Origin of the sequence: Anaerocolumna sp. AGMB13025, assembly GCF_029689925.1 — a bacterium.
Taxonomy (GTDB): domain Bacteria; phylum Bacillota; class Clostridia; order Lachnospirales; family Lachnospiraceae; genus Anaerocolumna.
Window position 1 is genome coordinate 36,552 of record NZ_CP121445.1, and the last position, 13,289, is coordinate 49,840.

A 13,289-nucleotide genomic window follows, 5' to 3' on the forward strand; every position below is an offset into this window, starting at 1 on the left:
AAGATTACCTCCTCTTTTTCAGTTTTTGGAGACCCAGAGCTGTCAGGTATTGTATTTTTTCACCAAAGACGCAGGTAACTAATAGAAGGCTGAGGGAGATGACGAAAAAACAAATGGAATAATGAAGTGTAATACCACCTAATTGTTGATTAAGCCCTGTCATAGAAGCAAGCTGTGCCAAAGTAAGAGGCGAAAACTTATAGGATGAAAAAGCCCATTCATTGGCAAAAGTAATGTCCAGGAGCACAACGCCAGCCGAAGAAAACGTTCCAATTGGTTTTAAGGTCAACAGATTACCTGCAAAGGTAAGCAGTCCCAGCCATGCAGCACATGCCCATTCCAAAAGAAAAGTGTAAACCATTGCCTTTAGCGGCATATAGGTTCCAACCAGATAATCACTGACCCCAAAAGCAATACCATACTGGCTGCCTAGATTTGTTTTTCCCAAAGTATTTATAATTTTCCCCCAGCTTTCACCAAATTCCATATGAGGAAATAATGCAAGTGTGCTGACCATCACAATCATCAGTATAAAGAGAAAGGATAGGGCAAGGATATATATAACATGACCGATTGTCCACGATAACCGCCCGGAGCGGTATTTAAAATAGATCGTTCCTTCGGTTGTAAAAGGTGCATCACAAAATAATACTATGATTGCTCCCATAAACACAAGCTGGCAGATGAAGTCATTTACCAAATGAGGGAATAAATAAGGGCGGCATAGTATACCCAGTGCAGCAGACAGTTCAGAAACCTTTTCAACATTGGAGTATACAAAGATTGCAGTCAATGTAAAAATAAGCGGAACCCGTGCAGACGAAAAGGATAAGCGAAAGCGGTATAAAAACACACGCAGACTTTTAGCTAAGACCATCTTGTCCCCTCCTTACCACCTTGTGGGTAAATAAAAATGTACAGCATGTAATAATTAATAAAATTGATATTCCTAAAAGTACTAATGATTCAGAAGGGTTTCCCCATTGACCACGCCCGTAAAGCAGCATTTCCAGCCGGGTATTGTTTGGTAAGAACAGAAAGCGGGAAATCTGTATTTGCAAAAAGCAAAGTAAAAACGGTGAAGTGATTACAACATAAGTTTCTTTTACGAATGCGGATATGGCACAAGCCAATGCCCCCCACAACATACCTGTAAGAAACATTAAAAATAGCATGGCTGCAAAATAAGGTATGCCGCCTTTTGATACCAGCAAATCATAATAGGGAATCCATTGATGTTCCGCTAAGTCAGAAGGTAAAGTCAGTTTTAACTGTGTTGATAGGAGGAGTATGAAAATCAGATTGCCTGCAAAGAGTGCAAGACCGCCGGATATGGCACTAATAATCATTTTAGAAAAGCAATAGTTCCAGTGTCCTGTTCTGCTGATAAGATAAGGTGTCACGCCTGATTGCCTTTCTGTTATATACCCTGTGGAATAGGGAAGAGCCGCTATCATAGCAAATAGATACCTCGTAAATGCGCCTCCAAAAGCTACTGCGTTAAAATAAAAATAAAAAACACTGGTGGTATCCTCTGCGATATCAGGACTGGTGAAGAACGTATTCCATAAAGTACTATAATTATCGAATATAAGGCAGGTCATCACAGCAAGTACCGAAGTTATAAAGGGCAGTTGAAAAGCCCTTTTTATGTCTGCTTTGAGGATACGAAAAAAAACGTTACCCTCCATAAGCCAAATCCGCTCCTGTAATGGCATTAATCCGCTCGGCACTGTCTAATTCTCTCTCCTCCATCTTACCGGTTTCGTCGTCAAAGCTTGCCAAACGAAAGCACCAATACGGTGTCAAGGTAACCGGTGCATCGGGTTTTTGATTATTGTTATCGGATATCGGAATATATTCCAACCAAACCTCTGTAATGCATTGTTTACCAAAGCGGACGGTATCTTCGTATTTCTCCACAAGCTTACTAAGGGCTTGTTCCCCGGAAATAATTGCTCGGGGTTTTGATGTAGTTCCGTTTGCACTAATGCCACCCGCTATTGAAAAATACCGCAGGCCTTTTGACGTAACCAGCATAGCTGCTTTTGCTGATAGAGGAGCAAGACCATCACTTGCAGAAGCTATGGACGGCTCCTTGTCCTGATTAAAGATAGGAATATTCTGATATTGAAAGGAGAAGGTGAGCAGGTACGCATCATCGCCCGCATCCAGATCCTTTAGGATAGTTGTTTTTCCTATGTCTACGCCTTCCTTATAGCCGCTGTCCTTGAGAAGCTCCTTTTGCCAATTCATAATTTCCTCGGCCTCAAGTCCCACGATTTGCTCGGAATTAATATCCATGAGACCTAACTTTTTAATCAAGTCTTCTCCTTGCTTTACTGCGTCCTTTGGGGACATAAAAGACAAGGGTCTGGGCTCTTTCTGGGGGTGTACACTACCGTAGTTTTGAATCACATCAAAAATGTCCTCATCTTTTGCAGGAGTTTCCGAATCAAAGGAAAGCTGTCCGCTGCGATGGAAGATTTCCTGACCACCTTTCATGGTAAGAAGAAATCCTTTGGGATCATAGTGGTCCTTTGCTTGTGTTCTTATTTCCCGCTCCCCCTCCTGTAAAAACAAGGCAATTGCATTCGTTTGTGTTATTGTCATAGGGCTTGCCTGATAAGTAGGCAGGGAAGAAAAATTAAGTATCGGGATATCCGCGTCAATTTCCAAGCCATCACATAGCTTTTTGCTCATGTGAGCCTGCTCGGACTTGTTGGAACTGCTTGGATTGGCGGGAGTTTTCTCTCCACTGTGACCTGGTGGCATATCCGATACATTAGGTGAGCTATTACAAGCGGTAAACCAAGGTAAGGATGTGCAAAGCAGAATTATAAAAATAGTTTTTTTCATATAGAAAAGCCTCCTTATTTGTTCTGCTTTTAGGATATAAAAGACACCTGAACAAAATAGGAGGGTAAATCTTATCAAATTCTTAAATTTTCAGATTTACTTTGGAAGACAAATGTCAAAAGCTGTGCCGTCAAATGTCTGCCGGGCAGTAAGTGTTCCATCATGTAATTGTATAATACTCCGGCTGATAGGTAAACCAAGACCTGAGCCACCGGTTCCTTTAGCGCGGGATTTTTCAAGTCGATAAAGTTTATCAAAGATATTCTCAAGTTCACTGGCAGGGATGGGGTTTGCGTGGGTGGTAAAGGAGATATATATTTTTTTGTTATCTGCTTTTGCTTCAATGTCAATATATTTTCCTTCTTTGGCATAGCGGATGGCATTACCGATTAAATTATCAAATACTCTGGCTATTAAATCCCCATCTGCCTGAATGGTGGATACAGATTTATCTAAATAGAGGCGTATTTCCATGTTGGCCTCATTAAGCTGAGGATACAGTTCATCCTGCTTCTGATGGAGGAATTTTATTAGGTTAATCTCTTTTTTGTTCAAAGTAATCGTGTTCATGGTAAAGTTTGCAACGTCAAAAAAAGATTCAACAAGGGTTTCCAACTGTTCTGATTTTTTTAAGGCAATCTTTGCATATTTTGCGGAGAGTTCCGAATCAAGCTGTCTCTCGCTGATAAACGACAGGTAACCGATAATTGATGTAAGAGGTGTTCTCAAATCATGGGCAATATTTATGATAAAATCGTTCTTGGCCTGTTCGGCTTCCTTACGTTCTCCCTGGCTGTCCTGCACCTGTGCAGCCAAGGCGTTGATACCCTGTTCAATTTGACCTAAGCTATCCTTGTAGTCGTTAGGCAGCAATACACGGAAGCTGCCCTCACGCATTTGCCAAACAGCAGATGAGATTCCACTCATGCGCTTTGTTGTCCGTCTGGTAAAAAGCCACATAAGGATAACTGCAATGAATAAGGTCACAGCCATATAAACAAGGCACCAGCCAGGACTAAAAAGACCTTCTGCAACCGATACCAGCCACCTCACTTCCAGGCGAACAAGGGCATTATCAAAGAGTTTATAATACCCGTAAGCAAGCACCAATGTTGCAAGACTACCAAGAAAAAGACTAAGGATAGCATATAATAGTATTATTAGTGTGAATTTCCAAAATTTATTTTTCAATTTTATACCCCACTCCCCATACGGTATGGATGTATTTGGGCTTTCTGGCGTCATCGCCTAATTTCTCCCGTAGTTTTCTAATGTGCACCATAATTGTATTATCTTGTTCATAGGCAGCTTCTTTCCAGACCTTTTCAAAGATAGTCTCAGAGCTGAAGACCTGTCCCCGGTTTTGCACCAGCAGCAGAAGAATGTCAAATTCCTTGGGTGTGAGCTGACAGGGTGTTTCCCCCTTCGTTACCGTGTGTTCCAGGGTGTTGATGCTTAGATCCTTAAGGACAATTGTTGTTCCATGGTTTTCGTTATGAGGATTAAGCTGGGTGAATCTGCGCATTTGTGCCTTGATTCTGGCAACTAATTCCAAAGGGTGAAAGGGTTTTGTTATGTAATCATCTGCACCGATTGTCAGACCTTGAACCTTGTCTATGGGATTCGTTTTGGCAGTCACCATTATGACAGGTATATTGGAGTATTCACGCAGGTTTTTGCAAATAGTCAAACCGTCTAAATGAGGCATCATAATGTCTAGCACTAAAAGGGAAATATCATGATTGTGTAAAAGCTCGGCGCACTCTATTCCGTCATATGCCTTTAAAATATCGTAGTTTTCTCCTATGAGATAAAGCTCGATTAAATCCACGATTTCCTGGTCATCATCTACAATTAATATTTTTGGGCGTTCCAATTCGTTTACTCCTCTCAAATCCATCATCAGTAATCCATTTAACCCGAACTGAATAAAAGGTTTTCCGGTATTAGCCAGGTTTTCATAACAATTCTATATAAATATCCTAATATTGTCAACTTGTATTGCGGTATAGATACCTTCGTGTGACATTAAGCAGCCTTATAAATAACATAAAAGGAAAGTTATTCAATTCAGTATATGATATTACATAAAAATAGCTGTAATATACCTGTTAAAATAATCAAATTGCTATAAACTTGCATATATGTTAAAATAATTATATTAATATAAACACTATTTTATCATAAGTTAAGAGAATGCTAATTTGTAATAGTGATATCATAAATATAATACAGTGTCTGTATAAATAATAATATATGAAAGGACATGTTATACCGGTAAGGAATATGGATAATAAAAATAAATTTCAGGAAATGCTTTTAGATGTAGTCGAAGTGGCAAGAGTTCAGGGGAACCAGCTGGGAATGAACGAAATAAAAGAATTATTTGGAGATATGAGTTTAAATGAGGCTCAGTATGAACATATATTTGCTTATCTGGCGGCTAATCACATCACGATAAAAGGTTATGTGCCAGGGGAATCTGAGTATACAAAAGCGGTGCAAAAAGAAATGGAAGAAAGAGAAGAGGAAGTTAACCGGAAAGAGGAGGAAGCTAAAAAGGCTGCTAAGGATGGCAAAGGGTCAAATACTCACAAAGAGGACTCGGCATATTTAAAGATGTACCTGGAGGATATTAAGGATATTAAAGAGGGAACGTGTGAAGAGGAAGAAGTTTTGCTGGAAAAAATAGCAAAAGGTGATATGCATGCTAAAAACCGTTATATTGAGGCTAACCTCCATTATGTGGTAAGACTTGCCGCAGATTATAAAAATCAGGGAGTTACCGTGGAGGATTTAATCCAGGAGGGAAATATAGGGCTTATCAGTGCGCTGGAGACAGTGACTGCTTCCACTGACAGCAGACAGGGAAAGGAAATTGTTACGGAATATATCAGAAAGTTTATGGAGGCTGCTATCCTTGATCAGAAGGAGAGCACAGGCTTTGAAAAAAATATACTTAAGAAAATTAATTATATCCGGGATGCAGCAGATGAACTGGCAGAAGACCTGGGCAGAGAAGCTACGATACAGGAATTATCAGAATATATTAAAATGACGGAAAAAGAAATTACAGATATACTTAAGATGTCAGTGGAAGGAGTAAAACTGGAAAAGGACCACGGTCATACCCATATGGACCATGAGCATTCAGACCACTAAACTTATAGATACTCATTGTTAGCAGGACAATAAGCAGAAAGCAGGAGTGATTCCCATGGATAGCCGCCAGGAAGTAGTCAGAGATAATAATTGCTTAGTTGATACAGGTGAAAAGCCAGGCAGTAAAAAATGGTATATGGCTCTAAAAAAGAAGAGGTCACTGCTTTTAATCGTGATTCCGGTTTCCTTTTTTATTCTGTGGCTTGTACGTAATAACCCTAAGATAGCGGAATTTGTATTTGCCAGAGGGATCTATAAATGGATATCTCAAGGAATTAGTTTGATAACCGGCTTATTTCCTTTTTCTCTTATGGAGCTTGAAATCATTGTAGTTCCCATTATTGCTTTATACCTAGTAATCCGTTTTATATGGAAGCTGTTTCACTTATCACGTAATAATGCTGGGGAAGCAGGATATACCTTTACCTTGGGTATATTAAACGGGGTCTGTGCCTTAGGAATTATATTCTTCTTATACGTAATGCTGGGAGGAGTTAATTATTACAGATATTCCTTTGCAGCTTACAGTGGTCTGGAAATAAAGGAATCATCAGTTAATGAATTATATCAGCTATGTCTGGAATTAGCCGATGAGGCAGCAGGAATCAGAGACCAATTACACCAGACACCAGGAGCGGAGGACGAAAATGGGGTATTAAAGCTAAATAATCAGGATTGGAAGGCAGTATCAGATAATATGGAACAAGCCTTCATGAAATTATCAAAGGAATATCCTGTACTAGGTGGAAATTACCATTCCTTAAAGCCGGTGTTTTTCTCGGAATTTATGTCCAGAATGGAAATTACGGGAATATTCTGGCCCTTTACCATGGAGGCAAATGTTAACATAGATGCAGCCGATTATTCCATACCTGCCACCATGGGGCATGAGTTAGCACATTTGCGTGGATTTATGCGGGAGGATGAAGCGAATTTCATCGGATACCTTGTCTGCAAGGAATCTGATAACCTGGATTATCAGTACAGCGGCATTATGCTGGCCCTTACTTATGCCGGAAATCAGCTTTATAAACAGGACCCTGGGTTATATGAATCCGTAAGGAAGCATTATAATACTGAAATGACAGCAGATTTAAGAGATGAATATTACTACTGGAAACAGTTTGAAGATACGGTAATCAGTACGGTGTCAAATACCATGAACGACAATTACCTAAAAGCCAATAAGCAGAGTGACGGTGTAAAGAGTTATGGCAGGATGGTAGATTTACTGCTGGCGGAGTATCGGAAGAATCATCCGGAGGAATAAATATGGAAGACAAAGGGATAAGAAGTTATCTGGAATAAAGATAAGCCCTCCCTTTTTTTCCAATCCGCTTTACAGTCCCGACATGATTTAATATATTAAGAGCCGTTATAGCATCTTTTTGCCGCAAACCAGAAGCTTTCTGGTAATCTTTAGTGGTGAAATTCTCCGGAAGATTCACCGGCAGTAGTTTTTGATATTCTGCGGCATTATTAATAATAACCTCCTCCACAAGTGCTGTGGGAATACCATCATTCCTGGTGGAACCTTTCTTTTTATCCTTGCTCCAGCCATTTAACAGGCGGTATTCTTCAAGGTCCATAAGTATAATATGTAATCGCAGATTAGGATTTAAAAGATAACTTTTAATCTTATATAATTCAGGAAATATCATATAGGGAGTTCCGGTCTTTGGTGATTTACGGGGCGGACTTATTTCGCCGGTTTCCTCATTAATCCATCGCAGCCATTTGGTGTGAGGAATGGGATATACGATAGTAACAGGAGATAAGTCCAAAAAAACATCCAGTTTTCTTCTAAGTTTATCAAAATTTCTGGTTTGGATTTCAATAATACCATTCTCATCAACAATATCAGCATAAAAGTTTTCCACTTTAATCTCATGGCAGGATTGGTCTGCTACCAGATAATTTTTTAAGATTGCATGTATCGTTTTTTCACTAAGGGTACCAATACCGCTGCCTTCCCGTTTACTGTCTATTATTTTTGTGCATGTGTCCTGGAATAAAAGCTGATTCATAAAAGACACCTGCCTTTCATCAGAATTTTTTACTAGTTATATCGAATATTTTATTACCATATTTAGCATATAGTAGTCAGGCAATTACGTCAAGATAAAGAAGTAATACTAATTGTTACTCGTTATTGAATATGAGTTAAATATTTTTTTATTGGTATAAATTTAATAATTTTATTATATGATGTCGGGTCAAAAAAGGTAAAAATCAAGAATTTCTATGCTAAATATACAAAAAAAAATAGCATTTGCATGTTCTATAAGAAGTTTTCGATTTACTTCTATTCTGCAATTTACAAAAGACCATTTGCAAAATGACCTTTTGACCGCGACATTATTATATAAAATTGTATAATTAAGTAACCACTAGTATTATTGATAACTTTATATACCAAAAGCGGGAAAAAATATCACCAAGAACTAAGGCAGTAACCTGGCCGGCTTGTAATTTTTTTGTATTGGAAAGGTTCCCCTGGAACTTAAACTTGGTGCACTGCGCCAAGGAGGAAAAGAGCAACTGTTTGAACGAAGTGAGTTTTGCTCATTTCCTCCTGCTTTAAGCAGTTCACCAAGTTTTAGTGACAGGAGGAACCTTTCCCTACAAAAAAATTACAAGCCGGCCAGGTTACTGCCGCCCCCTTGATAATTTTTCTACAATACCATTACATGACTATCTTAAATTCCTCTATTGTTTATTTTGATACCATAGACTATAATATTCATAAGTATGTCTATAACAAAAGAGGTAAGGGTTGAAAGAAAATCTAAGAATTGAAAGGTGCCACAATACGATTCTTTCAACCGGTGAAACTCGTTTCGCCTTTTATTATGTGGCAGTATCGCAAGTGAACTTGCGGTATGCAAGGGGTATAAACATGAGTCATAATACGATTGCGTTAGAATTACTTTCCTATATCAAAGCCGCAACCGCACCCTACCAGGTCGTGGAGGAAGGGATAAGAACCTTAAAAGAAGCCGGTTTTGAGGAAGTTAAAATGAAGGAGAGCTGGAAGCTTAAGGCAGGCGGTGCATATTATATTAAACCATATGGAACTTCCCTGTTTGCCTTTACCATAGGTGAGGATTGGAAAACCGGACAAAACCTTCGCATAGCGGCCGCCCATACCGATCATCCCGGCTTCCGCTTAAAACCCAATGCTGAGATGACGGCAGGTGCTTACTGCAAACTAAATACCGAAGTTTACGGCGGTCCTATTTTAAATACCTGGATGGATAGACCCTTATCCATTGCAGGAAGGGTAGCCTTAAAAAGTAAAGATCCTTTTCATCCCGAGATGAGGTTAATTGACTTTAAAAAACCTCTTCTGACCATACCTAATCTGGCGATTCATATTAACAGAGAGGTTAATAAAGGGGTGGAACTGAATAAACAGACAGATACGATTCCTGTCATTGCTACCTTAAAGGAAAGCCTTAATAAAAATAATTTCTTTATCACCTACTTAGCCAAAGAATTAGAGGTGAATACCGAGGAGATTCTGGATTACGATTTGTACATATATAATGCAGAAGAGGGAAGTTTAATTGGAATGGAGGAAGACTTCATATCCTGTCCTAGACTTGATAACTTAACCTCCGTGTGGGCGCTGTTAAAAGGTATTATTCATGGACGGCGCAGGGAAGGCATTAATTTCATTGCGTTATATGACAATGAGGAGATTGGAAGCCGAAGTAAGCAAGGTGCGGATTCCGCTCTTTTAACTATTATGCTGGAGAAGATTTATGAAGGGCTTTTAGTAGATAAAAGAACCAGTCTTTATGAAGATGTTTCTGAGGGTATTTTATTATCTGTTGACGTGGCTCATGGAGTCCATCCAAACCGGCCGGAAAAATATGATCCTGTTAATTATACCAAATTAAACGGCGGAGTCGTATTTAAGATAGACAGTAATCAAAAATACACCTATGATACGGAAGCAATAGCAGTTGCCCAGCAAATCTGTCAGTTATGTGAGGTGCCCTATCAGAAGTTTGTAAACCGTTCGGATATGCCCGGTGGTATGACCTTAGGTCCAATGATTTCTTCCTGGTTACCAATGAAAACGGTAGATCTTGGGGTCCCCTTGCTTGGAATGCACTCATCCAGGGAATTAATGGGAACGAAAGACCAGGAGCATCTTGAAAAACTAATAAAGGGATTCTTCGAATTGTAAAAATTTACTTGGCGATATTACTAAATAATAAAAAAAAATTATCAATCTATTGACAAATCCTACAAAAACTGATATCATTTAATAAGTCGATACAAGAAGGTATTGTACTAGAGGAAGTAAGCGCGTTGGGGAACGTGAGAGGGCAGAAGCTATTATAAAGTAAGACTAACTAATACATGTACTTGGTATTCGGGGTGCATATTTGGTTAGTCTTATTTTATATCTTTTAGGAAATTAATTGCAAAAAATGGGACAATAAGTTATATACAAAACGATAGAACAATAAGTAACTATTACAACAGCGAAAGTTAAAGGATGGGAATCCCAGGATGGTTGTGCAAATAGCAGTATGCGATGATGAAATCATATTCTTGGAAGATATGGTGAATCAGATAGCTACACAATTTAGAAAATCAGGCAGTGAAATTAATATAAATTCTTTTATGGATGGAACAAATTTACTGGAGGAAAACTCCAATATTCCTTTTGATGTATTATTTTTGGATATAGAAATGCCTGGAATCAGCGGGATCGAAGTGGCTGAGACAATAAGGGCATCGAATCCTTTTGTAATTATTATATTTATAACAAATCGGGATGATCTGGTATTTCATTCACTCCGTTACAGACCGTTTCGTTTTATCCGGAAAACTCACTTAAGGGAGGAACTCCCCGAGGCAATTGAAGCAATCGTTAAAAAATTAAGAAGCGAAAATCAGTATATTACAGTGAGCTTTAACAACTCCTCCACGCAGATTAGAATAACGGAAATTATGTATGTGGAAAGTTATAAGCATGATATTTTTCTTTATATCCAGGATGAAAAGTACCGTATTAAGAGTAATTTAAAAATAATGGAAAAAGAATTGGAGGGTTATGGTTTTATACGGGTGCATAGTGGTTTTCTTGTAAATTACCGGTATATTTTTTCCATAGACAAGACAAAAGTGATATTAAATAATAAAGAAATGGTTCCTTTAAGCCGCTATCGTTCAGAGGCGGTAAAACAAAAGCTTCAATTATTCTCAAGAGGTACGCAGTGATGATGTGGTTGTTAATAGAGTATCTGGCAACGTTTATACAGTGTTTTGTTTCCACGGAGTTTGTTTCCAGGTACTTAGGGTTTAAAAGAGAAGGCCAAAGCAGATACATCGGTTTTATGGCAGCGTTTGGAGTCCAGTTCGGAGCAACTTTAATTATGAATCGTATTACCATTTTTGAAGGAGTGGCTGGTCTTATTTATCCGGGAATCGTTGTTTTATACGGCATCTTCTTTTTAAATGGTTCTATATACGAAAAAATAGTAATAGCCTGCATCGATAACGGCTTGAAAATGATTACCGGAATATCAGTACTGACCTTAATCAGTTATATTTCTCCGCTTGAGGTAACGAATTTGATTACGAAACCGGGAATCAACCGTTTCATTGTACTGATTATGGCTCAGTCTAGTTATTTCTTTTTAACACGTATGCTTTTACGTCTACAAAAGAATAACAAGTTTTCTTTATCCATTATGGAATGGATTGCAATATTAAGTGTATTTATTACTTCATTTGCTGCAGGTGTATTGGTTTTTGAAATATTAATAACAAGTCCTAATACAAAGCAGAATGGCTCTTATGGTATACTGATTTTACTGTGTTTAATCTTAATTAATGTATTATGTTACTATATATTTGTTAAGATAAGTGCAAAAAATAAAGAACGACTTAAATATTCCTTAATGGAATTACGTCTTAAGGAGCAGGAAAAAAATCTTATTGGCATGAAACAGTCTTATGAAGAAATCCGTAAGCTCCGTCATGATATGAAAAATTATATTGAATGCGCGGTAACCCTATTGCATAACGGAAAAGAGTCGGAAGCGGAAAACTATTTAAGTACTCTTATGGAAAGCAAAATAAGCTTCGGTACTCAGATTGTCCTTACAAAAAGTGATGCAGTCAATGCGGTAATCAATTCCAAGCTCGCTGTATGCAAGAAAAACAATATTGCGTTACATTATGAAATAACCGGAAGCATAGAACTGTTGCCGGAACTGGATTTAAGTATATTGCTTGCCAATCTTTTGGATAATGCAATTGAAGCTAGTATGAAATTAAAGGAGGAAAGAAAGATATCCTTAAATATATATAATGAAAGAGGTTATATCGTTATTCTCATCAGTAATTATATAAAGGAATCTGTTCTCAATAAAAATCCTCATCTGCATACTACAAAAAAAGATAAACTCCAGCATGGAGTTGGAAGTTTAAGCATAAAAGATATTGTGAATAAACATAACGGAATGATTAATATTTATGAAAAAAACCAGTATTTTACTGTAGATATTTGGCTTAAATACAGTACGGAAAATGAAGGTATACCAAACGTGCCGTATGCTTGACCAAACGTGCGCAGCCTATTGAAAAAACCAATCAAATCAGTTATCATCTAAGTGAACTTAAGGCAATCCAAAACAATGCTTAAGCATTAGGAGGGGGTATATTGGCCAATCGAGTTGCTGTGAAGATAGCTGATTTTTTATGCATTAATGATATAATACGGCATGAAGAAAAGGATATTTACATATACGGTTTTGAAATTTTTTTTTCTAATCTTATTAATTTTACTATTGTGGTGGTTTTAGGCTTATTGCTAAATCAATTTTTCCATGCGATGCTGTTTTATGTGGTATTTGTAGTAACCAGGTCCTATTCAGGAGGTTATCACGCCAGTACTTATTTAAAATGTAATCTGACATTTGCATCCGTGCTTTTAGTAACCTTGTTGATATCCAGATTATTACTTCCTACAATATCACTGGCTTATTTACTGGTCTTTATGGCTATTTATGTCGGATGTATTCTTGAATATGCGCCGATTGAGAATAACCATAAAAAGTTACTGGATTCGGATAAAATTAAGTATCGGAAAATCAGCATCGTAATTAGTATCTGCTGGACAGCTGTAGCTATAGTATTGTATTTTATTGCGAAAGAATTTGCTGCTACATTAACACTGACATTGGTGATGGTTGCCATGTTAATGTTAATTGAGGTAAATAAAAGAAAGGAGCTGTATTAAT

Annotated in this window: 12 protein-coding genes; 6 read left to right on the plus strand and 6 right to left on the minus strand. The window is 37.9% G+C overall.

Features of this window, described 5'->3' with window-relative positions:
• Positions 1-4 precede the first annotated feature (4 nt).
• The 5 genes from QA584_RS00165 to QA584_RS00185 all read right to left on the minus strand — a co-directional run bounded on the left by QA584_RS00165 (position 5) and on the right by QA584_RS00185 (position 4,735).
• The gene (locus tag QA584_RS00165; RefSeq protein ID WP_278272512.1) at positions 5-877 is read right to left on the minus strand and encodes a hypothetical protein; all 873 of its coding nucleotides are present in this window, start codon (positions 875-877) and stop codon (positions 5-7) included.
• Positions 864-1,691 carry a hypothetical protein gene (locus QA584_RS00170; RefSeq protein WP_278272513.1) on the minus strand — a complete coding sequence of 276 codons (828 nt, stop codon included), beginning with the start codon at positions 1,689-1,691 and terminating at the stop codon, positions 864-866. The genes QA584_RS00165 and QA584_RS00170 overlap by 14 nt, the downstream gene beginning before the upstream one ends.
• Entirely contained in the window at positions 1,681-2,859 is a 1,179-nt protein-coding gene (locus QA584_RS00175) for a hypothetical protein (RefSeq protein ID WP_278272514.1), read from the minus strand. Before QA584_RS00175 ends, QA584_RS00170 begins: the two co-directional genes overlap by 11 nt.
• A 96-nt stretch (positions 2,860-2,955) precedes the next feature.
• The gene (locus QA584_RS00180) at positions 2,956-4,050 is read right to left on the minus strand and encodes a sensor histidine kinase (RefSeq protein ID WP_278272515.1); all 1,095 of its coding nucleotides are present in this window, start codon (positions 4,048-4,050) and stop codon (positions 2,956-2,958) included.
• The gene (locus QA584_RS00185) at positions 4,040-4,735 is read right to left on the minus strand and encodes a response regulator transcription factor (RefSeq protein ID WP_278272516.1); all 696 of its coding nucleotides are present in this window, start codon (positions 4,733-4,735) and stop codon (positions 4,040-4,042) included. The genes QA584_RS00180 and QA584_RS00185 overlap by 11 nt, the downstream gene beginning before the upstream one ends.
• Positions 4,736-5,145: 410 nt before the next feature.
• On the opposite strand from QA584_RS00185, the gene QA584_RS00190 reads away from it, so the two are divergent.
• Positions 5,146-6,021: a sigma-70 domain-containing protein gene (locus QA584_RS00190; protein ID WP_278272517.1), complete on the plus strand. Its 876-nt coding sequence runs from the start codon at positions 5,146-5,148 to the stop codon at positions 6,019-6,021.
• Between the two features lie 55 nt (positions 6,022-6,076).
• On the plus strand, positions 6,077-7,291 hold the full coding sequence (locus QA584_RS00195; RefSeq protein ID WP_278272518.1) for a DUF3810 domain-containing protein: 1,215 nt from the start codon (positions 6,077-6,079) through the stop codon (positions 7,289-7,291).
• Positions 7,292-7,316: 25 nt separating this feature from the next.
• Here the strand turns inward: QA584_RS00195 and QA584_RS00200 are convergent, their stop codons facing one another.
• Positions 7,317-8,048 (minus strand): hypothetical protein, encoded by a 732-nt coding sequence (locus QA584_RS00200; protein ID WP_278272519.1) that lies wholly within the window; start codon positions 8,046-8,048, stop codon positions 7,317-7,319.
• Between the two features lie 749 nt (positions 8,049-8,797).
• On the opposite strand from QA584_RS00200, the gene QA584_RS00205 reads away from it, so the two are divergent.
• The 4 genes from QA584_RS00205 to QA584_RS00220 all read left to right on the plus strand — a co-directional run bounded on the left by QA584_RS00205 (position 8,798) and on the right by QA584_RS00220 (position 13,288).
• Positions 8,798-10,219, plus strand: a complete 1,422-nt coding sequence (locus QA584_RS00205; protein WP_331487804.1) for a M18 family aminopeptidase — start codon at positions 8,798-8,800, stop codon at positions 10,217-10,219.
• A 329-nt stretch (positions 10,220-10,548) separates the two neighbouring features.
• Positions 10,549-11,262 (plus strand): LytR/AlgR family response regulator transcription factor, encoded by a 714-nt coding sequence (locus QA584_RS00210; protein ID WP_278272520.1) that lies wholly within the window; start codon positions 10,549-10,551, stop codon positions 11,260-11,262.
• On the plus strand, positions 11,262-12,608 hold the full coding sequence (locus QA584_RS00215) for a sensor histidine kinase (protein ID WP_278275088.1): 1,347 nt from the start codon (positions 11,262-11,264) through the stop codon (positions 12,606-12,608). Before QA584_RS00210 ends, QA584_RS00215 begins: the two co-directional genes overlap by 1 nt.
• Positions 12,609-12,709: 101 nt before the next feature.
• The gene (locus QA584_RS00220; protein ID WP_278272521.1) at positions 12,710-13,288 is read left to right on the plus strand and encodes an accessory gene regulator ArgB-like protein; all 579 of its coding nucleotides are present in this window, start codon (positions 12,710-12,712) and stop codon (positions 13,286-13,288) included.
• Position 13,289 lies beyond the last annotated feature (1 nt).